The organism is Ruegeria sp. AD91A, assembly GCF_003443535.1.
In the GTDB taxonomy this organism is placed as follows: Bacteria; Pseudomonadota; Alphaproteobacteria; order Rhodobacterales; family Rhodobacteraceae; genus Ruegeria.
In genome coordinates this window covers 491890-513261 of record NZ_CP031946.1, presented here as the reverse complement: position 1 = coordinate 513261, position 21372 = coordinate 491890, and the positions used below count along the sequence as shown (strand labels likewise).

The following is a 21372-nucleotide window of genomic DNA, read 5'->3' as shown; positions in this document are numbered from 1 at the left end:
CAAAGCGGCCATTTGCGTCAGCCGCATCGAAGGTCTGGTTCGAGCCCAAAGCGGACCAATAAATTCTGGTTTCAGCCTTATTACAATCGTCCCTAAGGTGTGTGCCAAATTGGCGATGTGTATGCCCTCTCTTGTATCGACCGCGGGGCTTCGTCAGGGATCTCCGATCCGAACACAATTGCATCGTATGTTGTCCAACGTGGCGTTGGTATTGCCAACACTCTGGCATAGTAGAAAGAGCTTTGTTCCGGATCGTAATCCGGGTCTTCCCAATACCCTGCTAGAATTGCCTGACCAATATCGTTTGTCCAAGTAGCACTCTCAACGTCAACCGTATCGCCAACCGGCCCGCCACACTTCGCGTTCACTAGTTCTCGCTCGCCGCAAGATATATCGTAAACACGTTCCGAAGTTGTCCCGTCACTATTTAACCACCCTTTGACGATTTGAATGCGGTCTAGGTTGGCTCCATCGGGGTCACGCAGCGCACGGACGAGGAACCGTGGAGAACGACCGTTATTGTCTGCTTGCAAATCTGCCCCCATCGGAACGCCTCTTTCATATCCATACGCGGCAAAATCTGCACGTGGCAGGTCCGTTTCTTCAAAATCGTATCCGGCAAAAACGCGAACGCGCATGCGCGGACCTGTGGTTGCGTAGACTTCTTTCCGAGCAAGAGCGTCCCAAATGGCCTCGCGTGTGTTTTCTCTTGCCCAAACTGCCGCCATTCCCGACGCCGAAGTTTGCCATGCATATTGGGCAACCTTCTCGTCCCCACCGATGCCGCCCACGACTTCTTCGAATCGGATCGGGTCCGCAGTGGGTTCAACGGCAGCCACTTTTCCGAAGAAATTGTCCTCGCCAACAGTAGAAAGCGACGTGTGCGCATCTGTCGAGCCAATTACGCCGAACTTAAATGGGTTTGTTCCCGTTTCCGCCTCGTATCCCAGTCCTCTGCGCAAGGCGGCGCGCGCATATTCTCGTGGGAGCATTTCAGGTGTCTTGGGCTCAGGCCCAAGCTGCCCTTTGTCCCATGTCTCGAAGTCAGCAAATTCGTCATCTGGCGATAGCATCGGGTGTGTTTCGCCGTCACCTTTCATTTGCGTGATCTCATAGATAGGCTCCCACTTGGCACGCTGATCAAAGTACTCAACATCGAACGGTTCCCCCGACAAACGGGCTTCATCGAACATCAATCCGTTCGACAAGTTACCATTGTGCGGGATGGCTAGTAGCTTTTGGCCGGTTGTCTTTTCGGCTTGTTCCATCCACACCCAAAGGTCTTCAGGATCAAAGCTATCAAAATTTGAGAACGGGATGATTTTGTCGGCGCCCTCTTTCCCGCCATTGAATATTACGTTCCGATGCAGATTGTTTCTCTGTGGATTTGACGTCCATTCAAACCCGATTAACGCGGAAAACAACCCCGGTTGATTGTGTGTTTCAGCCGCAGCTGTGACACTGCTCCAGGCGGTCTCATAAATTTCCTGATAGTCCGCCAAAGGGTCTGTACCAGACGATTTGGCGGCACTCCAAATCGACCATGCACCAGCGGGATCACCAGCCTCAACGGCAGCATTAAGTTGTTGCCCAAATTCAGTCGTGAGAAGCGTGGCGTCTTTCGCTGCCAACAGCGGCGCGAGACCCAAGTTCTCAGCATGATCGGCAACCACCAAAAAGTCCAATGGTCTGCGCAGCCTAGCTTCGACACCGGTGCTGGATATCACCACCTCGCCCTTGGCAAAGCGGTACGCTTCATCAGGGCCTAGCACATTGCCGATCATACCGGCATCTGCAGAGTAGGACGTATGCAAATGAGTGTCGCCAAAAAAGACCTGATTGGGGAAGCTCTGCCGTGGATAAGGTGAATACTGCCTGTCGCCGGGTTGAGTGCTCGGTATGTCCTCGGCATGCGCGCAAAAAGCAAGCAATATGGTAAGAACAGATGCAAAACGGAACATTTTCAACCTCATCTATTGCACGCTGGATACTACGTTACATGCATATTTCTACGACTCGCTCTTTTTCTTCGAAATGTTTTAGTTCTATCTGCCGCACTAAGCCGTTGGCTAGGTTCAGCGGGGCGGAGGTGGAAGCACTTTCTTCGACTGGAGCACCTGAAGGATGTCAATAATCGCCTCAGTACTCGTTTCGATTGAACCTCGGAAGAACAGTCCTACACCACCTTCCCCTAACTCCAGTGTGCCACCGGCGTCGTAAGCTGGCGAGAGAGAGACAAGTTCGGGAGGAAGTTCTGGGCATACCGGGTTTCTTCTTAGTATTGCGTTCGCGGTCTCGAAGAATACCTGCCGAACCTTTTCGACATTGCCCTTTGCATCGGTCGTATCGGCGAGTTGATCTGGAGCAAGTCTCAGGTCATTAAGACGGAAATAAAGGCAGTCATCTCTGAATTCTGCCGAAGCGGAAGCACCCATCGTTAAACCACCAGCGAAGAGTTTCTTACCGCGTATAGATTTTCCGCCGTTACGGCTTTCGCATCGGAAGAGCTTTGCTTCGATCCTCCCGCTTAGCGAAAGCACTGTATCGTCGGTACGAACTGTTGCTTCGGTCACACCGATCAGTGCGTTGCAGACGTCTACAATCGGGGCTCCTTTGAGTTCCTCCACAAGTATTTCTTGTGCCCGGCGTAGGTCGACGACACTTTCGATCGAGATCCTTGTCGCGTTCACATCTTTTAGTCGCAACGCCAAATCCGCCGGGAACTCACGATCTCCCAGATTGACGTCCCCGGTTGCTATGAAGCTAACCTCTTCAGCCAGCAGCGCAGTTCCGAGAAACCCGGCAGAAATAAGTATCAGAAGAAAGATCCGCTGCATCATCCTTCCCCCCCAACAATACCGCGAGATTGCATAACCGCCAGGAGCTCCATCATCGTCACCGCACTGGTGTCGATTGAGCCGCTCAACGCAACACCGATACCACCGTCACCAATCTCACGGGTACCGCCAGAATCGAAAACCGGTTTCAGAGACGAAAGCTCCGAGGGCAATTTCGGACAAATCTCATTCTCTTCGGTGAACTCCTTTCCCTTGGTGAGAACGACCTCTTCGACGCGTTCTGTGAGGCCAATGAGATTAAACAACCCTCCGACAAACCCAGTGGGTTGAAGCACGACATCAGCAAGATCAAAGTGGACGCATTGCCCTCGAACATTGGCGCGTGCCGCTGCGGCGACTCCGATAGTCGTCGAGATAAGGCGTGCTCCACGCCCGTTGCCACCCTCGGATTCCTTGTCCCGACAACGATAAAGCTCGACGTCCACTGAGCCTACGAGCTCGATGAGATCACCTTTGGCGTTGGTGTCGTCGAGTTTAACGTCAACATTCAGAGAGCAACTTTGTTCTAAGGTGCCCGACAGGAGCGCGGGCGCTTGGACTTGGAACTCTCGCAGATCCAGGAGACCGCGGATACCCAGGCGCGTCGACGTCACGCTGCTGATGCCGGCGTTAAGCGTGTAAGGTACGCTTTTTTCTCGTGTGGGGATATTGTCGGAGATGCTAAATTGAACTTCGCCAGCGTAGTCGTTTGGCGACGCACTCTGTGCAGTGGGTCGAGCATTCAATTCGGACTTCAAAAGTTCTGGGTCTGTGGTTGCGCAGGAGGCGAAGAGAAACAAGCACACAAAGGCAAAAGGCGCGGCATTGCGCGTTCCAAGTTCGGCCAAACTCCATTGTAGATCAGTACCCATTATACTTCGCCTAACTTAGCCGTCGAATACAAACCCTAACGTACTGTGTCACGGCGATGGTCAATAGTTTACACCACGAAAAGAAACTGTTGCGGTTTTGTGTTGTCGCAACGACCTGTAGTTGAAACAGTATCTTTGAAGATTTCGCACATATGCCCGGTACGCAAGAACCCGCGCCCGCATCAAGCCCCAAGTAGGTGCCGTTGTATTCCGTTAGCTGTCGCGACTGCGAGGATTTACTTTCCTTCTGTTGCCGGGCCAGCCCTTGTTACCAGCAAACCAACTCCTAAGCGACTGAATGTGTTTTACTCTCGACACAGGGTGTTTTTCACCTCCACAAGGGTGTTACGCTACCAAATAAGGAAAAACCATGCGCTTGCTTCCTATATTTATTGTGACGGTATTATTCACAACCGGCGCGGTTGCCCAGACAATCGACAGGATAACAAAGAACAACGAAATCCGATTTGGTTTTCGAACGGATGCTGCTCCGTTGTCTTACATTAACAACCAAGGTCGCCCGTTTGGCCTCTCACCGCTGATTTGCGATCAAGTAGCGAAGGCTATTGCGAAGAAACTGGAATTGAAGGATCTAAATGTTCAGTTCATTCCAGTCGACGCGAAAGATCGTTTCGACAAAGTTGCTTCCGGAGAGGTGGATATGCTCTGCGGGGCAGCAACGATAACACTTTCCCGGCGCGAAATTGTAGATTTCTCAATACCAATTTATGTCGATGGCACGTCCGTATTGTTACCAATCGAGGCCGCGGGCACCATGGGTGCCCTCGCGGGAAAGAAGATTGGCATGAGAAGCAACACAACAACAGAGGCGTCTGTTCAGAATTCATTTAAATCCGCTGGTATCGACGCAGCTATGGTTCGTTTCGCTTCACATCCAGACGGTATCAAAGCTCTTCGAGACGGCGAAATCGACGCGTATTTTGCAGATCAGTCGATTTTGCTGGTCAACTATATTTCTGCGGGGTTGAAGGGTAAATTCAAACTATCCCAGGAAATATTGACGATAGAAAAGCAAGGATTGGCCATTGCGAGGGGCGACGATGATTTTCGACTCTTTGTCGATAGTGTTCTGTCAGAAATGTATGCTCAGGGCACAATGGAAGAGATTTTCCGTCTCGCTTTGCCGGGGGTGGAGCCGAGCGAAGCACTAAAAGCTCTGTATGTTATCGCCCCCATTAATCCCTGAGTCTTGCCGCGCAAATCAGTATTGTTGGGAGTTAATCGCCCTGCGCCATTGAAGCTGGCTTGTAGGCAAATTGACGGCTCAAGCCAGATTGGCCAATGACCGTGTTTTACTAAATGATCCTGCATTTGGCATGCCAGTTGCCAGAATCACGCTCTTAGGCGATCCTTCGATAAATTGAAGGATCGCAATATGTTTAGATATATAATTTTTGCTCTCAGTTTAAGCGCATCTAACGCCCTGTTTGCACAAGAGGCGTCCGATACTCTTGCAACGGAAGATACGTCTGAGACTTCATCCGGCCTTCTATCTGATGCTGAATTGCAAACTTTGGTAGCCCCGGTGGCTCTTTTCCCCGACACTCTACTCATACAGATACTTGTTGCGGCCACTCAGCCACTGCAGATTGTTAAAGCAGAACGGTATTTGTTAGATAACGCCGACCGCGACCCCGTAGAGCTCGAGCCGGAAATCGAAGCTATGGGCTGGGATCCATCTGTAAGTGTATTGGCCACGGCGTTCCCCGCAGTCGTTGGTCAAATGGCCACCCACATCGATTGGACTGAGACAGTCGGCACCGCCATGCTCGCCCAATCCGATGATATGCTGGATGCAGTACAGGTAATGCGGGATCAGGCAATTGACAGTGGAGCCCTTGTTTCGGGGCCAGAGCAAACTGTCGAGGTGTCTGATGATGACGCAGTTGTAATTACTCCGACACAAACCGAAACAGTGTACGTCCCGCAGTATAATCCCGAGACTGTCTATACGGGCCCGTCGACCAGGGACGTAGTCGGCGCGGCGTTGCTGACATTTGGCACCGTGGCGCTGATCGACGAGATTTTCGACGATGACGACGACTGGTATGGCTACTGGGGGTGCCGGAATTGCGGCGGATGGGGCGGTGGCCCGATATACAGAAACCCAGATATCGACATAGACGTCGACGGCAACGTCAATATTGGCAATGACATCGATCTTGGCGACCGTACAAACATCGGATGGAACCCCGATCCTGACCGAAAAAAGGAAGCCCAGGACAAGATCTCTGATCACAAAAGGCCGGGAGGTGGTCGCGGCGACCTGCCTGTCAACCGCCCCGAGGGTCGCACGGACGAACTCCGCGCAAAACTGAGCCGTGAGTCCGGTGCTGCCGACATCAGCAGGGGAGGCGCGGCAGCAGTTGCAGCCGGTGCAGGGGCGGGAGCTATCGCGAGCGGTGCTCTGGCCAATCGAGGTAGTGGGAGCAAGCCCTTGCCGCAGGTGAATCGCGGTAACGTTGATCTGGACAAGGCTGCTGCCAAGCAGCAGGCCATCGACCGGACGAAACGGCCGGATGCGGCGAAGAAGTCTGTCAAAAAGAAACCGCAAGCAGCCAAGAAACCTCAAGTAAAAAAGGCCACGGCTCAGCACAAGCCAGCAGCGTCCAAAGGTAAGGCTATGAAGAAAAAATCTTCAGGCGGAAAAGCTCACAAGGCGTCCAAACGGGGACATGCTGCTAAAGGCAAGGGGAGGCGGTAATATGCGTAAATCGGTTTATTCTTTTTTAGTGCTCGCTGTGACTACTGGACCTGCGTTTTCCGACGGCGCCCTGTTCGAAACTCCGCAAACCGCACTGGACGCTTTTGTAGAAGCGTTAACGGCCGATGATCAGAACAAGCTGCTCGAGATTTTCGGACCAGAGGCAGAAGATCTAATCGGAACAGGTGATCCGGTGGAAGATCAACGAAGAAGGCAGGAGGTGCTTGGCATGTATGCTGAAGGATACCGCTTTCAGCCCGAGGATAATGGGGTTTTTCTTCTGCTTGGCGAAGATAGTTGGCCCTTTCCGATCCCAATTCTACAAGCTGAAAATGGTTGGAAGTTTGATTTGGAAGCCGGGGTAGAGGAGCTTTCGGCCCGTGAAATCGGATTGAATGAATTGGAAGTAATCGAAACGCTTGAGGCCTATGTAGATCTTCAGGCGGCGTTTCGTCTTGTGGATCACAATGGCGATGGCGTCATGGAATTTGCCCGAACCATCATATCGGATCCCGGCGCACGAAACGGCCTCTTCTGGCCAGAAGAAGACAGTTTTGTCGGCGCAGCCCTTGCCCGCGCCGCCGCCTCGGGCTGGAGCGACGGTGCGGTTGATTTCGAACCCGAACCTTTCCTCGGTTACTACTTTGCAATTTTGCAGGGGCAAGGGCCAAATGCTCCGGGTGGTGCCTATTCCTATTTTGTCGGCGATCGGTTCGTCGCAGGTCACGCCTTGCTTGCGGTGCCTGCGGATTACGGAGTAACGGGTATCCATTCTTTTCTCGTGGGTGAAAACGGCACCGTGTTCGAGGCAGACTTTGGCCCGGATACGCTTGAAAAAACTGCTGAGATATCGACCTATGATCCCGGCCCAAATTGGTCCCCAGCCGAGTAAACTTAGATTGGCGGTGACGCACTGTTGCCAGGCTTTGGTTTGACCGCTTTTTTGCGGTGTGCAGGCGTAGATTGAATGCAATTTTCAACTTAGTTGGCACTGGTTCGGGAAGGATCGAAGTTGGGACATCTAATTAATCGATGAAATAATTGCCCATGGTTCAATTTGACCCAAGTTGCCCGCAATGGTTTGACTGAATGGCCGCTTTGTCCGCATTGCGGACATTCGCGCAATGCGCAGCTAATGTCTGTTTTCCGCCCATTCTTCCGGAGACATCTTTAGTAGCGGCCGGTCCTCTCCTGACCTAGGCACAACTTGTTCCCGGGCAAACTTTGATCAGAGAGACACCTCCCAATTTCGATGTAGAACGGACGCAGCAGGTGCATCAGGTGTCACCCAAGCGAACCCTGCCCCGCCCCTGGTCTGGCTCATATAACTACCGCCGTCTGACCCGCTCACGGCTGCGCTCCCGTCGTTCGATGTTGATCTGGTGATCGCGACCAAAGGCCCGATAGAAACCCAGACCTTTGGACTAGTTCAGGAATTGAGAGACGCTGTCGACCTGATCGTCGTTGCGTCCGCGTGGAAAGGATTGCAGCTCGCGTTTGAATGCCACCAGCCAGGGCGCATCAATTGGCAACATCACCCTGCCCTCCTCCACCGGTGCACAAGCTGACTGGAACCGGGTTTCCTTATCTTTGTCAGGCTTAATGCGTTCGTACCGCCTGCGATCGTCAAAGAACAACTCGTCAAAGAGTGGTTTTCCGCTTGCCGCAACTTCGATTAGAACGTGGTCGGGATCCCAGCGGTTGACAAGACTCAATGGCTTGGACTTCAGGTCCGTGTAGTCCACCTGCCCTCGCCAGACGTCAAGCAGGTACCATGCGTTTTCGCGAAAGCCCCAGGTCGTATAGACCGAGAAGTCGGACCGGGAATCCGCAGACATGCCCGTACCCCAGCTTTGAACAACCAGTTGGAGCCAGCGAGGATCATCGATGGTTTCGTAAGTACCGAACCACTCCCAGCGCAGGGGCGAGCCGTCTGGTGCAATCGGGTTTTCTGCTGATACTGGCAATTGAACACGACCGCGCCCATTTCGCGACGCTTGGTATCCAACGTGTCCTGATCCAGACGCGACGGGCACAGCAGATCACCCGGTTTGCGGCGCATGACCTTTCCTCGACCGAGATGAACCGTCTCATGCTCTTGCGCGATGGTAGGCAGGTTCAGATGCCGATAGGTTCCGCGTTTGAGCAAGTAGCCCGGCGGATCCATCTCGTGCAGCCGCTGCGCAACCATGACGACGCGCCCCTCGGCCGGGTTGTCAAAGCGCGACAGCAAGGTTCCCTCAATGAACTCCTGCGCCTTGACCAGTTCAGCTTCGGAACCCAGTCGCCCGAACTCACACTCAAGCGACTGGTCAGCGTTACCCTCGCACTTGATTGGGTTGAACAGGAATTTCCGTTCGACTTTTGACACCTCAAGAACCGGCCTCCCTGATACAGGGTTCGCCCCCCTGATCCGTGGGAACAATTCCCTGTTCGCTCAAGAAAATTTCCTGTTTCACCTTTTAGGGAATTTGCAGCATAAACCTCTGAAAAGCATACGGTTCTGATAGGATAAACTCTAGGTCCCAGGCCCATCTCACGAAAATTCCCTGTAAACTGCCGGGTATCAGGGAAATCCCGCCCAAAGCGAACCCGCCAATATGCGGCACTGAGACTGGGGCGTTAAGTGTCCTCTGAATGTACGGTTTGCTCCGTCTCTGATTGAAAACGCATGCGCCAACTCGCGGGAATTGCGGCACGATTCCGGGTTAGAAAACACCGCTGAAGTGAGGCAGGTATGAGTGGCGGTGCTGTCAGACGAATTCGAACCAGTCTCAGTTTGCCGCGGAAACTGCGAACCTATCCGGAACAAAGTTGACGCCACTCGCTAAGAGCGGCGGCGCGGGTCAGCCTGAAGGTATCTCTGCTTGCGAGCGATCTTTCCTGGTTGAAGTGGTTGTAGACGGAGGAATGGACGGAGGCGAATTTCTGTAAACTTCGCATGCGCCTGAAACGCTGCATCGCGCGTTCGCGTCGACGGAAAGGAAGGTGGGAATTCTCAACGCGGTTGTTGAGCCACCTGCCCGTCTGTTGTTTTTTGAGCGCGCCCAGCTCTCTGAGCGCGGCTCTGTATGAGGCGAAGCGATCCGTGACGACGTTTTCCGCTTTACCGTGGCGCTTCATCAATTTCTTGAGGAATTTCAGTGCTGCAGCTTTGTTTCGGCGTTTTGTGACAACGGCCTCAAGCACTTCACCTTCGTGATCAACAGCCCGCCAAAGATAATGCCGCTTACTATTCACCTTCACGAAAACCTCGTCAACGTGCCACTGCCATTTGGAGAACGCGCGCAGCTGCTGAACACGCTTCCGCCTTATCTCAGCAGCAAACATCGGGCCAAACCTGTTCCACCAATATCGGACAGTTTCGTGGCTCACGTCGATGCCTCGCTCGTGCAACAAATCTTCGACATTCCGAAGCGAGAGCGGGAAACGGATGTACAGCATCACTGCAAGGCGGATGATCTCGGGACTGGTTTTAAAGTATTTGAAAGAGGCAGGTCTGGTCATGGGCAAAAGCTACGCAACACCCCTAACCCGCTCAAGCAAAGTTCTTCTGACAAGACCATTTGGGCAATTTGGAAACTAATTTCACGGTCGTCAGAGCACGTTCGGGCTAGACGTCAGTGATTACTCACCGAACGTCTAAATCGTCTGTGTGTGGCCAATCTCTGATGCGCAAGCTTCTTGGCTCTAATATGTTTCTTCGTACAAGCAGCAGCATGCATCTGTGTCCAAGTCGGCGGTTTTTGCAATCTCGAACTGTTTATGCGCTTGATAGACTTCCGCAAACCCGTCTGGGAACCAGCTTGTTGCTACCGGGTTGGTCACAAACAGGTCCAACGATTCTTCCAAAGTCTGAGGCAAACGCACGAGGCCTCTCTTTTTCAACTCTGCGGCGTTCAAAAGAGAAAGATCCTCTTCGGTTGGGAGCGGTGCAGACAACCCTTCTTCGATCCCTTGCGTTCCGGCCATGACAATCGCCGCCAATGCCAGATGTGGCGAAGCAGCCGCGTCTGCTGCGCGGTATTCGATGTTGAACTGCCGCGCAACCGAGACCGGATCTTTGGCCGTCACCGGACAAATCCGCAATGACGCCTCACGATCCCGGAATCCTAGATTGTTGAAAGCTGCAGACCAACGATGCGGAGTAAGGCGTGCGTATGATATCACCGACGGTGCAGTCAGCGCCAATATCGCCTCTAAATACTTTAGAACACCGGCAGCGAATGCACTCGTAAGTTCGGACATACCGGACGATCCATCCGCGCTGTAGGTCAGCGGCTCGCCCTTATCGTCAACAAAACTCATATGGATATGCACCCCGTTGCCGACGCCCTCAACGTTGCGGATAGGTGTGAAAGTAGCCTGTTCACCGTGGGCGTGAGCGGTGGCGTAAGTCAATTCGCGTATCATGACAGCAGCGTCAGCGGCCCGCACACCCAATTCCGGGCCGATCACGACTTCATATTGGTTTGCTCCGTATTCTTTCATGATCGAGTCCGGTTTTAACCCGACTTGTGAAATCGCCGCGATCAGCGTCTCGCACAGGTCGCGCTGCAGGCTGAACCCACGATGCCCATAGGCCTCATTGGACAGTGGCGGTTCTCTTTTTAATTGAAACTCGTGTTCGAAAGCGGCAAGCAGACGCGCACCGCTTGCTTTATGCAGCCGCTCCAGTGCGACCTTCAGCAAGCCACGCGTGCAGAAATCCCACGGCTCACCCTCCAGAGTGACAATATCGCCCATATGGAAGTGCAGCCCAGGATGTTCACCAAACTCCACTTTCGCCTCAGCGGTCGCGTCCGGTATCAGCAGCAGGTCACCCAATGCGCCGAAAGGGCTTTCAGCGATCCCGTCGAAGCAGTTGATCTGAACATTGGTTGGCGTCCATCCCACCCCGCGTTGCAGCCGTTTGTTCAGTTGATCGGCTGGAAAGGCCTTACCCCGCAGTTTTCCGGCAAGATCGGAAGTGGCGACGAAGATCAATGGCGTCTTGGGCATCATGAATTTGCATCCTGATTGTGGGATCGCATGGCATCCCAGGCTTCGATACGTGACTTGGTCTGCTCCCAGTTATCTTCGGCGACGCGGGTCACAAGCGCCTCGATTACCGCAAGAGCCGCGGTATATGTGTCCCAGAGTGTGCCGCTTTCGATTGGCACCGGCAAGATTTCAGCGGCGTAGCGGGATATCGGGGAAAGCCACTTGTCCGTCATCAGAACAACCCGCACCCCGCGTTCCTGTGCCGCCGTGGCTGCCAACCGCGCCAGCGCTGGTTGATAGCGTCGAAAGTCAACAAGAAACAGGGTATCCGCAGACTTCATCCGCAGCAGGTATTCGGGCCAAACCTCGTTGTTGGCAGGAAGATGATAAACGCCGCTGCGGGTCTGGCGCAGGTGAAAAGACAGGTGCTGGGCAATGGTGTCACTAATCCGTCCACCCAGCGTGTAAACATCTCTCTTTGGCTGACTCAGCAGGGTACAGATGCGTTGAAACTGCGCCTCGGTAATACCTTCTGCCGACAACGCCATCTGGGACGAGGCCCTTGCAATAAAATCTCGTAGGAAGCCACCATCCACGCTACGTCCTTCCCCGTGCAGATCGGTCGGAGACCGTTCCCCTTCCTTCAGTTCGGAAAGTAGCGCGCGCTGAAACTCCTGATACCCGCCCAATCCGATCTTGATCACAAACCGCGAGATCGATGGGGCCGAAACTTCGGCCCGTCGGGCCAGTTCCTGGATCGAGACAAGGCCCGCATAGGGATAGTCGCTCAGCAAGGCGGCGGCCAGCTTGCGCTCGCCTGCGGTCATGCTTTCTGCCGTGGCTTCTATTCGTTGCCTAATGAGCAAGCGGATACCTCCTGTTCTGAAGGAATTGCATGGAAGGAAAATTTCAGTCAATCTATTTTTTGTTGACTCTGAAAAAATTTGTTCTTTAACGTAGGCCGCATGAGTACTTCCGCCGCAACCGAAAACCTGCTGGTCTCAGGGGATCCCGCCCCGGTGGAATGGGTGAATCGAGACAGCGCCGCCCCGGTGGTTTTGCTATGCGAGCACGCAGGCCGAGAGATCCCGCAAAAGCTGGGCGATCTCGGTGTTTCGGAAGAGGTGCAGTCTAGCCATCGGGGCTGGGACATTGGAGCCGAAGCAGTGGCGCGGCAGCTGGCAGGACATTTGCAAGCCCCATTGATCTTGCAGCGTTATTCCCGACTGGTCATTGACTGCAATCGGCCCCTGGATGCCCCGGATTCGATCCCGCCGCACAGTTTTGGCGAGCGGATTCCGGCGAATCTGAACCTGACCGCACCCGAGCGGGTTGCGCGACAAAACGAGATTGTGGCGCCGTTAAATGCCGCCATCGAAAACATGCTCGACCGAGTTCCGCGGAGATTGGCCGTGTCGATCCATTCTTTCACTCCGAATGTTGCAGGTGGAGGCAGGCCTTGGCATGCAGGTTTCCTGACACGCACAGACCAGCCAACGGGGCAGGCAATCATCGATCATATCTTCGACAGACGTCCTGACCTGCAGTTGGCACTGAACCAGCCCTACCAGATCGACGGTGACAGCGACTGGTTTATTCCGCATTTTGTCGAACCACGCGGTCTGGCGCATTCTCTGGTCGAAATCCGCAACGACCTGATCCGCGATAAACAAGGCGCAGCAGACTGGGCGCAGCTTCTGGCGGATGCCTTCATCAATGTATTGAGGACCGAGCCATGACTCTGACTCGTAGTGTCGCGCTGATCCCGCCGCAGTCCGCGCTTGTGTTCATCGATGTGCAGAATTTCTCGGCCCACCGTGACGGGGCAGAATTCAAGGACCTGCCAGAGGCCGAGTTTCAGCGGAAATACGGCTGGTTTTTTGATCAGCTGAACACCCGCGTGATCCCCAACATGCAGGCCATTCAGGCTGCCTGCCGCAATGCCGGGGTCGAGGTCATGTATACCAATATCGAAAGCCTGACACTGGACGGGCGCGACCGGTCGCTGGATTACAAGATCACCGGCTTTCACGTTCCCAAGGGCAGTTGGGATGGAAAGGTGATCGATCAGATCGCACCCGTGGGGGATGAGATCGTACTGCCCAAATCCTCATCTTCGGTCTTTGTGTCCACGCATATTGACTACATCCTGCGCAATTTGGGCGTCCGGCAGGTGGTTCTGGCAGGCCTTGTCACTGATCAATGCGTCGAGAGCGCGATCCGGGATGCTTGCGATCTGGGCTATTTGGTGACGCAGGTCGCCGATGCGTGTCTGACCTATACGCCCGAACGCCATGAAAATTCCCTGCGTACAATCAAAGGCTATTGCCGGCAGGTCACCACCGCCGAACTGGTCGAGGAGCTGTCGCGTGCTTGACCTGAAAGGCATCACCAAGACTTTCGGCGGGGTCCACGCGATCGCGGGTGTGTCCATGTCCGTCGCCTCGGGTGAAGTGCGTGGCCTGATCGGACCCAACGGGGCGGGCAAGACGACGTTGGTGAACCTGATTTCGGGCTTGCTGACCCATTCAGCGGGCAGCCTGTCGCTGGATGGCGAGCCGCTGGACCGACTGCGCGCGCATGAACGCGCTGCGCTGGGGGTGGCACGGACTTTCCAGAACCTTCGGATCTTTCCCAGCCTCAGCGTCGCCCAGAATATCGACGTGGCCCGCTATTCCGGGAGGGGCGCTGCGATTGTGGAACCGGCAATCACGGAATTTGGCCTGTCGGACAAATTGAACCAAAGCGCGGGCTCGCTGGCCTACGGGCAGCTTCGCCGTCTTGAGATTGTGCGTGCGCTGGCCCTGAATCCGCGCGTCTTGATGCTGGATGAGCCCGCCGCAGGAATGAACGAACAGGAAACCGACGCTCTGGGCCGGTCGCTGACCTGGGTTCGGGCCCATACGGACTGCGCCATCCTGGTCATCGACCACGATCTGAAATTCATCATGTCGCTGTGTGACAGGATCACCGTTTTGAACATGGGCATCGTCATCGCCGAAGGCGCGCCCAAAGAGATAACCAAGAACCAAGAGGTTATCGACGCTTATCTTGGCGAAACCGATGAACAGGCCGCGTGATGCAGGCGGCTTTCAACAGGAGAGAGAGTATGAAGAAGTTGACCCTTACCACTCTGACCGCCATGAGCCTGGCGCTTCCGGCTGTAGCAGAGGATACGATCAAGATCGGGCTGGGTGTGCCGATGACCGGTGATCTGGCAATTTATTCCGAATACCTAGGCGCGCGCTGTATGGCGGATATGATCAATGCAGAAGGCGGCGCTGGCGGCAAGAAAATCGAAGTGCTGGTGCAGGATTCTGCAGGCGATACGCAGGCAGCGATCTCACTGGCGCAGAAGTTTCTGGACGAAGGTGTCGTGATGCTGGGCACCACGCCGTTTTCAGACACGATGATCCCGGTGGCGCAGATCGCCCAGCCTTATGGCGTGTCGATCTTCCAACCGCAATCCACGCAGGTCGAGATGCACGCAGGCATCGTCGACAACTTTTTTACCGGCGTATCACCTGATCCATTTACGGCAACAGCCGCCGCAAATTATGCGCTGAGTCAGGGCGTCAAAAACGTCGTTTTGCTAACCTCGGACGAAGGCGGTTCGTGGTCCGCGCGCACACCGTTGTGGTTCGGCGATGTGATCGAAGAAGGCGGTGGCAAAGTTCTTGCCAAGATGAACTTCAGCTTCGGAACATCCGATTGGTCTCCGCAGATCGCTGATATGAAGGCGCTGGGAGAAGGGATTGACGCCGTCTATATCTCGTCGATCATGCCCGATATCGGTGTTCTGGTGCGCCAACTGCGCAGCGCAGGAATCGATGCCTGGGTCGTGGGCTCCGATGGGTTTGATGACCCGTCTTTGGATGCAGTTGCTGCAGATGATCCGTCCATTCTGGACAAGGTGTTCTTCGCGACACTGGCCCCCAGCCACGACGAAAGCGCGGTGGTGAAGTTTATGGCTGATTGCAAGGAACTTGGCCACGACGTGCCCGGCCTGTTCCCGGCTACCGGTGCTGATACGGTGAAAGCCGTTGCCTGGGCGGTCGAAACCTCGGGCAGCTCCGACCCTGCGGTCATTGCTGAAACGATCCGCAATGCCGATTCCATCCCGGTTATGACGGTAGACAGCATTTCGTTCAAGGATACCAAGACTTACGCCCAACGCACGATCCCGGTGATCGGCTTCAAGGATGGCAAGCGGGTTCTGATCTCGAATGAAATCCCGGAAAACACACCGCGGGATTGGAACTGAGTACTCAGCCGGGTGCGTGTCCCGCGCCCGGCCCTGAACCGATGCTGAAAGTAGAAAACCTGATAGTAACCCACGGCCCGATAGAGGCCGTGCACGGCATCTCTTTTGCCGTGGACAAAGGGCGCTGCGTGTCCTTGCTGGGCCCGAACGGGGCGGGCAAGACCTCGACCATTTCGGCGCTGATGGGCGTGGCCCGATCGTCGGGACGGATTGCGTTCCATGGGGCCGACATATCGGCCCTGCCGGTGGAATCCCGGGTACAGGCAGGCATGTCCGTGGCCCCCGAGGGGCGGCGGATTTTCTCGAACCTGAGTGTCGCGGAAAATCTGGTTCTCGGCGGCGCGACCCGCCCGGACCGCGATGGCAAGGAGGCCGATATAACCCGCTGGCTTGAAACCTTTCCGATCTTGGGTGAACGCCGCGACCAGTTGGCTGGCACTTTGTCCGGCGGTGAACAGCAGATGCTGGCCATCTCCCGTGCGCTGATGACCCGCCCCAAGATCCTGCTACTGGACGAACCCAGCCTCGGGCTGGCCCCGAAAATCGTCAGCCAGATCTTCCAGATGATCGATCAGCTGAAGGCCGAAGGCATGACAATCCTGCTGGTGGAACAGAACGCAACACAGGCGCTACGCCTGTCAGATTACGCCTATCTTCTGAACAACGGGCGAATCGTGGCGGAAGGTACTAAAGAGACACTGGGCCAAAGCAGCGCGCTAATGACAGAACTCACGGGGATCGCCTGATATGGAATATGTGACCCAGCAGGTTATGAACGCCTTGGCCTTCGGGGCGGAATACGCGCTGATCGCTTTGGGTCTGGCAATTGTCTTTTCGATCATGGGATTGGTAAATTTCGCCCACGGTGAGGTGATAGCGGTTGGCGGCTATACAATGGTGGCCTTTGCCGCGCTGGCGCTTAACAACCCGTTCATCGTCATCGGCGGGGCGATTGCCGCGGCGGTCCTAATGTCGCTGGTGTTGGAACGGGTAGCGTTCAGGCCCGTCCGCTATGCGGACCCAACGACGGGTTTGCTGACGGCTTTCGGCGTTTCTATCATCCTGCAAAACGTGTTTCTTTTGGTGGTGTCGCCCCGGCCCGTGGCCGTCACCTCACTTTATTTTCTGGATTGGCCGGTGCAACTGATGGGCGTGCAGGTGTCCTCGCTTCAGGTGTTCGAAGCAGTGACGACGGTATTGGTGATTATCGGCCTGATGCTGTTTCTCAAACGCACAACGTTGGGTCTGGCAATGCGCGCCGCCTCGCTGGATTTTGAGATGGTCCGCATGGTCGGCGTCAGATCGAACCGGGTATTTGCCGTGGCTTTCATGGTATCGGGTCTTCTGGCTGGGCTGGCATGTATCTTTATCATGGCGCGACGAGGGTCGGTCGATCCGCATCTGGGATTCAATCCGGTGCTCAAGGCTTTTGTGGCTTGTGTGGTTGGCGGCTTTGGCAGCCTACCAGGCGCGGTGCTCGGCGGCTTTCTTCTTGGCGCGATCGAGGTGGCCATGCTGGTACTATTGCCTCAGGAATATGGCGGCATGAAAGATGCCTTCGTCTTTGGCATAATTGCCCTGGTTCTTGTTTGGAGACCCAACGGCATACTGTCCCCCCCCACCGAGAAAGGGGACAAGATATGATCCTGAATCCCAGTCAGAAACGCGGACTTGTCGGAGCTGCGATCCTGGCCGCTGCGTTGATTGTCATTGGCCTGATCGTGACCTATTTCGGTTCGCGTTATCAGTTGCGGTTGGTTTACAGCGCTTTTGTGAACCTGCTGGTTGTACTGGCGATGCAAGTATTCATGGGCAACGCGCGTCTGACCAACCTCAGCCACAGCGCGTTCATGGGCATCGGTGCCTATGTTGCCGCAATCTGTGTGACGCCTGTGACGGTCAAAGCCATTTCCCTGCCCGATGCGCCCTGGGGGCTGAACGCCTTTTCGCTGGATCCGGTGAGCTCGGCTGTTCTGGCTATCGTGATCACGGCGGTGCTGGCCCTGATCGTGGGGTTGTTCGTGGTACGGCTGACAGGATCGGGTGTGACCATCTTTTCCCTCGCCGTTCTGGTCATCGTGCATTCGGTCTTTTTGTACCGCACAGATATTTTCAAGGGAAATCAGGCGTTCTTCGGTATTCCACAGGTGTTTTCGCTGACTTCCATCGTGATACTGTCAGTAATCGTGGTGTTTGTTGTGCGCCTGTTCCGGGAAAGTCGCTGGGGCATCCAGCTGCGTGCCTGCGCTGATGATGAAGTCGGAGCGGCGGCAATGGGCGTGAACATCCGCAGGCTGCGTCTGATTGCCTGGGTTCTGTCGGCGGTACTTTTGGCGGTGGCCGGGATTGCCTATGCGTTTTTCCTCGGCACGATCAGCGCGCGACCTTTCTATTTCAACCATGTCTTCCTGACCCTCGCCATGCTTATCCTTGGGGGGATGCGGACGGTCACAGGGGCGGTACTGGGCACATTTCTGATATCCTTCGGTCTGGAATGCGTACGCTGGTTGGAAACCGGCCCGGTCCTGCTGGGCGTTGACCTGCCCGAGGTGCTGGGCCTGTCGGGTATCACCCTTGGAGTTGTAATTGTGCTGACAATGGCACTGCGCCCCGGTGGGATCATGGGTAACAACGAAATCGAGGACCTCGTACTGAAGAAACAGGAGTGAAGCATGGGCTGCAACCACACCATTCACAAACACAGTCACCATTTTGGCTGGGACAACTCCATCGAACCTGTGCTGAGTGTCGATCCCGGTGAGACCGTCGAGGTCGAGACCATCGACAGCTCGGGCGGGCAGCTGAACCCGTCCTCGACCCTTGCCGATTTGGGTGCTTTGTCTTTTGACGCGGTTAACCCGGTCACCGGACCGATCCACATCAAAGGAGCCGAGCCCGGTGATACCGTCGCCGTCTCGTTTCTGGACTTCAAACCCTCTGGCTGGGGCTGGACCGCCAACATCCCCGGCTTCGGCCTATTGACAGACCAGTTCCCGGATGCCGCCTTGCACATCTGGAAATATGATCCCGTCGCGATGACCGCTGCCCTGTTCGGCCCCGGCGGCAAGGTGCCGCTCAAGCCGTTTGTGGGCACAATCGGGCTGGCGCTGGCGGAACCGGGGCTTCATTCTGTTGTGCCCCCGCGCCGCGTTGGGGGCAATCTGGATATCCGCGACAATTGCGTGGGCACAACACTCTACCTGCCAGTTGAGGTTGCAGGCGGGATGTTGTCGTTGGGAGATACCCATGCCGCGCAGGGGGATGGCGAGATTTGCGGCACCGCCATCGAAAGTCCAATGGACGTAGCCATCAAGGTCGACTTGATCAAAGGTGAAAACCTACCCTTCCCGAGGTTCGAGACCGACGGCCCCGTCACCCGCCATTTCGATAACGCCGGGTACAAGGCGACAACCGGTATCGGCGAGGATTTGATGCAAGCTGCCCGCGATGCAGTCTCAGGCATGGTTGATTGGATATCATTGACAACAGGCATGTCCGCGCTTGAATCCTATATGCTGTGTTCAGTCTGCGGAGACCTGCGGATCAGTGAGATCGTAGATATGCCGAACTGGACCGTGTCGTTCTATTTTCCGAAATCCGTGCTGGACTAAAGAAAGCGGCGACCGCCGTATCCCCCTTCAGGTTAATGCCTGAACCAGTGCTATGTATGAAACCACCGATTTCGATAGAAGCCTGTGTATGCTTGTATTGATCAATGATCGTGCCGAAAATGCTGAGTACATGATTGATCATCGGGAGATACCAATAGAAGGTGCTGTCAGACTAATTCGAACCAGTCTCAGTTTGCCGTGGAAACCGTGACCCTATCCGGAACAAAGTTGACGCCACTCGGCGAGAGCGGCGGTGCGTGTCAGTTTGAAGGTGTCTCGGCTGGCGAGCGATCTTTCCTGGTTGAAGTGGTTGTAGACGGAGGAATGGACGGATGCGAATTTCTGCAAACTTCGCATTCGCCTGAAACGTTGCATGGCGCGTTCGCGTCGTCGAAACGGGAGGTGCGAATTCTCGACGCGGTTATTGAGCCACCTGCCCGTCTGGTGTTTTTCGGTAGCACCAAGCTCTCTGAGAGCGGCCCGATACGATGCGAAGCGGTCCGTCACAATCTCTTCCGCACAGCCATGGCGCTTCATCAATTTCTTGAGGAATTTCAGCGCTGCAATTTTTGTTTCGGCGTTTGGTGACAACGGCTTCCAGTACCTCGCCTTCGTGATCGACGGCCCGCCAGAGGTAGTGTCTCTTGCCATTCACCTTCACGAAAACCTCGTCCACGTGCCACTTCCATTTGGAATATGCTCTCAATTTCTGAACACGCTTTCTTCGGATCTCAGCAGCAAACATTGGGCCAAACCTGTTCCACCAATATCGGACAGTTTCGTGGCTCACGTCGATGCCTCTCTCGTGCAACAGATCTTCGACATTCCGAAGCGAGAGCGGGAAACGAATGTACAGCATCACTGCAAGGCGAATGATCTCAGGGCTGGTTTTGAAATACTTGAAAGAGGCAGGATTGGTCATGGGCAAAAGCTACGCAACACCCCTGCCCCGCTCAAGCAAAGTTCTTCTGACAAGACCCTCTTCTGGTTCCAGTCCAGCGGAAGATCGGAATCCAGCGCATCCAAGAAGGTGCCCAAACGCGGCGATTCAGACAAAGAAAACCCAATGAACGCTTCAGGGGTCGTTTCTGTAGTATCAAGCAAGTACTAAAAAAGCGTATGTATCTTGACTTTCATCCCCAACAATAAACCCTTGTGACCAGATAGGGAGAGAGTGCGTGCAAGCAGAGGGATTTGTCAAAGGCCGCCCAACTGAACTGGCCGTTTTGAATTACGGACTCTTCAAGGTCCACTCCAATGGCAGGATCATAGGTATCTGCGGGTTTGTGATCCGCACAGAAGCCGGTGAGCTGATCCTGATCGATACAGGCCTTCCCGCAAAATATGCAACCGACACTGACGCGGCAGTGAAAGAAGACCGGTTGTTCGAGTTTGGTGAGGTTTTGATCTGCGGGCCCGATAATTTACCGGAAGCACAGCTTGCCAAATTGGGGATCAAGCCTGCAGACGTCACATTGCAGATTTGTACGCACACTCATATCGACCATGTTGGTGGCTTGGGTGATTTTCCAGCCTCACCAATCCTGATATCAGCCGCAGAACGGGCCTTGAGGCGACCGCTTTATTGGGGCGATGTCCAACCCTTGGAATGGCCCAACCGGAATTATTTTGAGGTTGAAGGCGATGTTGAAATCGGACCTGGTCTTACAGTGCTGGCAGCCCCCGGACACGCACCTGGTCAGATCGCCATGATGGTTGATCTTCCATCGGGTGCATTCTTGCTGACGAGCGATGCAATCTCCCGGTCCGCGGAGATCGACGAGAAGTTTGCGGGGTCCTGGGATGAGCAGGCCGCGATTGCAAGCGCGGACCGACTCATGCGTCTGGCATCCCAGCGGGATGCCTTCGTGATTTATGGACATTGTCCAGAGCAATGGCCTGAACTGAAAAAAGCACCAGAATTCTATCGCTGATCACGGAAGGGGTTCCGCCTCAATTTCGAAGAGCACTCCTCCCCTGTCCGTCATCGAATGATTGGAACACGAGCGTTTGATTGGTTTTGGAGGATCAAGCTCGCTGTAGTTTCAATCTATGCCGCGTTGTTTTGATGCAGCAAGCG

General features: G+C 54.9%; 20 protein-coding genes and 1 pseudogene. 13 read left to right on the top strand and 8 right to left on the bottom strand.

Going from position 1 to position 21372, the window contains the following annotated elements; genetic code table 11:
• Window positions 1-92 precede the first annotated feature (92 nt).
• The 3 genes from D1823_RS02580 to D1823_RS02570 form a co-directional block, all read right to left on the bottom strand.
• Window positions 93-1961, bottom strand: coding sequence for a DUF3604 domain-containing protein (locus D1823_RS02580; protein WP_117868482.1), 1869 nt, complete (start codon window positions 1959-1961; stop codon window positions 93-95).
• A 114-nt stretch (window positions 1962-2075) separates the two neighbouring features.
• Complete coding sequence (locus D1823_RS02575; RefSeq protein WP_162896745.1) at window positions 2076-2840, bottom strand: hypothetical protein; 765 nt, start codon at window positions 2838-2840, stop codon at window positions 2076-2078.
• On the bottom strand, window positions 2837-3709 hold the full coding sequence (locus D1823_RS02570; protein WP_117868480.1) for a hypothetical protein: 873 nt from the start codon (window positions 3707-3709) through the stop codon (window positions 2837-2839). The genes D1823_RS02575 and D1823_RS02570 overlap by 4 nt, the downstream gene beginning before the upstream one ends.
• A 370-nt stretch (window positions 3710-4079) precedes the next feature.
• Between D1823_RS02570 and D1823_RS02565 the strand changes: the two genes are divergently transcribed.
• From D1823_RS02565 to D1823_RS02555, 3 genes are all read left to right on the top strand, one after another.
• Window positions 4080-4916, top strand: coding sequence for an amino acid ABC transporter substrate-binding protein (locus D1823_RS02565; protein WP_117868479.1), 837 nt, complete (start codon window positions 4080-4082; stop codon window positions 4914-4916).
• Between the two features lie 174 nt (window positions 4917-5090).
• Window positions 5091-6434 carry a DUF3300 domain-containing protein gene (locus D1823_RS02560; protein ID WP_162896744.1) on the top strand — a complete coding sequence of 448 codons (1344 nt, stop codon included), beginning with the start codon at window positions 5091-5093 and terminating at the stop codon, window positions 6432-6434.
• Window positions 6435-6471: 37 nt separating this feature from the next.
• Window positions 6472-7326: a DUF2950 family protein gene (locus tag D1823_RS02555; protein WP_162896743.1), complete on the top strand. Its 855-nt coding sequence runs from the start codon at window positions 6472-6474 to the stop codon at window positions 7324-7326.
• 532 nt (window positions 7327-7858) lie between these two features.
• Here the strand turns inward: D1823_RS02555 and terL are convergent.
• Window positions 7859-8401: a phage terminase large subunit gene (terL, locus tag D1823_RS02550; RefSeq protein WP_162896742.1), complete on the bottom strand. Its 543-nt coding sequence runs from the start codon at window positions 8399-8401 to the stop codon at window positions 7859-7861.
• Window positions 8402-8556: 155 nt separating this feature from the next.
• Between terL and D1823_RS02545 the strand changes: the two genes are divergently transcribed.
• On the top strand, window positions 8557-8802 hold the full coding sequence (locus D1823_RS02545; protein WP_162896741.1) for a hypothetical protein: 246 nt from the start codon (window positions 8557-8559) through the stop codon (window positions 8800-8802).
• Between the two features lie 431 nt (window positions 8803-9233).
• On the opposite strand, the gene D1823_RS02540 is transcribed toward D1823_RS02545, so the two are convergent.
• The 3 genes from D1823_RS02540 to D1823_RS02530 all read right to left on the bottom strand — a co-directional run bounded on the left by D1823_RS02540 (window position 9234) and on the right by D1823_RS02530 (window position 12283).
• Entirely contained in the window at window positions 9234-9941 is a 708-nt protein-coding gene (locus tag D1823_RS02540) for an IS6 family transposase (RefSeq protein WP_117868474.1), read from the bottom strand.
• A gap of 183 nt (window positions 9942-10124) precedes the next feature.
• Entirely contained in the window at window positions 10125-11438 is a 1314-nt protein-coding gene (locus D1823_RS02535; RefSeq protein ID WP_117868473.1) for a glutamine synthetase family protein, read from the bottom strand.
• Window positions 11435-12283, bottom strand: coding sequence for a MurR/RpiR family transcriptional regulator (locus D1823_RS02530; RefSeq protein WP_117868472.1), 849 nt, complete (start codon window positions 12281-12283; stop codon window positions 11435-11437). The genes D1823_RS02535 and D1823_RS02530 overlap by 4 nt, the downstream gene beginning before the upstream one ends.
• A gap of 99 nt (window positions 12284-12382) precedes the next feature.
• Here D1823_RS02530 and D1823_RS02525 point away from each other — a divergent pair, with 99 nt between their 5' ends.
• The 8 genes from D1823_RS02525 to D1823_RS02490 are packed head-to-tail and all read left to right on the top strand — an operon-like array spanning window position 12383 to window position 19292.
• Complete coding sequence (locus D1823_RS02525) at window positions 12383-13156, top strand: N-formylglutamate amidohydrolase (RefSeq protein WP_117868471.1); 774 nt, start codon at window positions 12383-12385, stop codon at window positions 13154-13156.
• Window positions 13153-13794, top strand: a complete 642-nt coding sequence (locus D1823_RS02520) for an isochorismatase family cysteine hydrolase (protein ID WP_117868470.1) — start codon at window positions 13153-13155, stop codon at window positions 13792-13794. Before D1823_RS02525 ends, D1823_RS02520 begins: the two co-directional genes overlap by 4 nt.
• Window positions 13787-14497, top strand: a complete 711-nt coding sequence (locus D1823_RS02515; protein ID WP_117868469.1) for an ABC transporter ATP-binding protein — start codon at window positions 13787-13789, stop codon at window positions 14495-14497. The genes D1823_RS02520 and D1823_RS02515 overlap by 8 nt, the downstream gene beginning before the upstream one ends.
• 29 nt (window positions 14498-14526) lie before the next feature.
• A complete protein-coding gene (locus tag D1823_RS02510; protein WP_117868468.1) occupies window positions 14527-15681 on the top strand; it encodes an ABC transporter substrate-binding protein in 1155 nt (384 codons plus the stop codon).
• Between the two features lie 41 nt (window positions 15682-15722).
• Entirely contained in the window at window positions 15723-16427 is a 705-nt protein-coding gene (locus D1823_RS02505; protein WP_117872644.1) for an ABC transporter ATP-binding protein, read from the top strand.
• 1 nt (window position 16428) lies between these two features.
• A complete protein-coding gene (locus D1823_RS02500) occupies window positions 16429-17325 on the top strand; it encodes a branched-chain amino acid ABC transporter permease (protein ID WP_117868467.1) in 897 nt (298 codons plus the stop codon).
• The gene (locus D1823_RS02495) at window positions 17322-18350 is read left to right on the top strand and encodes a branched-chain amino acid ABC transporter permease (RefSeq protein ID WP_117868466.1); all 1029 of its coding nucleotides are present in this window, start codon (window positions 17322-17324) and stop codon (window positions 18348-18350) included. Before D1823_RS02500 ends, D1823_RS02495 begins: the two co-directional genes overlap by 4 nt.
• A 3-nt stretch (window positions 18351-18353) precedes the next feature.
• Window positions 18354-19292, top strand: coding sequence for an acetamidase/formamidase family protein (locus tag D1823_RS02490; protein ID WP_117868465.1), 939 nt, complete (start codon window positions 18354-18356; stop codon window positions 19290-19292).
• Between the two features lie 213 nt (window positions 19293-19505).
• On the opposite strand, the pseudogene D1823_RS02485 reads toward D1823_RS02490, so the two are convergent.
• Window positions 19506-20214: pseudogene (locus D1823_RS02485) on the bottom strand (IS6 family transposase).
• A gap of 256 nt (window positions 20215-20470) precedes the next feature.
• Here D1823_RS02485 and D1823_RS02475 point away from each other — a divergent pair.
• The gene (locus D1823_RS02475; protein ID WP_117868464.1) at window positions 20471-21226 is read left to right on the top strand and encodes an N-acyl homoserine lactonase family protein; all 756 of its coding nucleotides are present in this window, start codon (window positions 20471-20473) and stop codon (window positions 21224-21226) included.
• Window positions 21227-21372: the final 146 nt, after the last annotated feature.

Bases quoted from the DNA above. Each gene is read 5' to 3' on its own strand.
- D1823_RS02580 (WP_117868482.1), bottom strand. From the start codon at position 1,961: ATGTTCCGTTTTGCATCTGTTCTTACCATATTGCTTGCTTTTTGCGCG.
- D1823_RS02575 (WP_162896745.1), bottom strand. From the start codon at position 2,840: ATGATGCAGCGGATCTTTCTTCTGATACTTATTTCTGCCGGGTTTCTC.
- D1823_RS02570 (WP_117868480.1), bottom strand. From the start codon at position 3,709: ATGGGTACTGATCTACAATGGAGTTTGGCCGAACTTGGAACGCGCAAT.
- D1823_RS02565 (WP_117868479.1), top strand. From the start codon at position 4,080: ATGCGCTTGCTTCCTATATTTATTGTGACGGTATTATTCACAACCGGC.
- D1823_RS02545 (WP_162896741.1), top strand. From the start codon at position 8,557: ATGCCGATAGGTTCCGCGTTTGAGCAAGTAGCCCGGCGGATCCATCTC.
- D1823_RS02540 (WP_117868474.1), bottom strand. From the start codon at position 9,941: ATGACCAGACCTGCCTCTTTCAAATACTTTAAAACCAGTCCCGAGATC.
- D1823_RS02535 (WP_117868473.1), bottom strand. From the start codon at position 11,438: ATGATGCCCAAGACGCCATTGATCTTCGTCGCCACTTCCGATCTTGCC.
- D1823_RS02525 (WP_117868471.1), top strand. From the start codon at position 12,383: ATGAGTACTTCCGCCGCAACCGAAAACCTGCTGGTCTCAGGGGATCCC.
- D1823_RS02520 (WP_117868470.1), top strand. From the start codon at position 13,153: ATGACTCTGACTCGTAGTGTCGCGCTGATCCCGCCGCAGTCCGCGCTT.
- D1823_RS02510 (WP_117868468.1), top strand. From the start codon at position 14,527: ATGAAGAAGTTGACCCTTACCACTCTGACCGCCATGAGCCTGGCGCTT.
- D1823_RS02505 (WP_117872644.1), top strand. From the start codon at position 15,723: ATGCTGAAAGTAGAAAACCTGATAGTAACCCACGGCCCGATAGAGGCC.
- D1823_RS02500 (WP_117868467.1), top strand. From the start codon at position 16,429: ATGGAATATGTGACCCAGCAGGTTATGAACGCCTTGGCCTTCGGGGCG.
- D1823_RS02495 (WP_117868466.1), top strand. From the start codon at position 17,322: ATGATCCTGAATCCCAGTCAGAAACGCGGACTTGTCGGAGCTGCGATC.
- D1823_RS02490 (WP_117868465.1), top strand. From the start codon at position 18,354: ATGGGCTGCAACCACACCATTCACAAACACAGTCACCATTTTGGCTGG.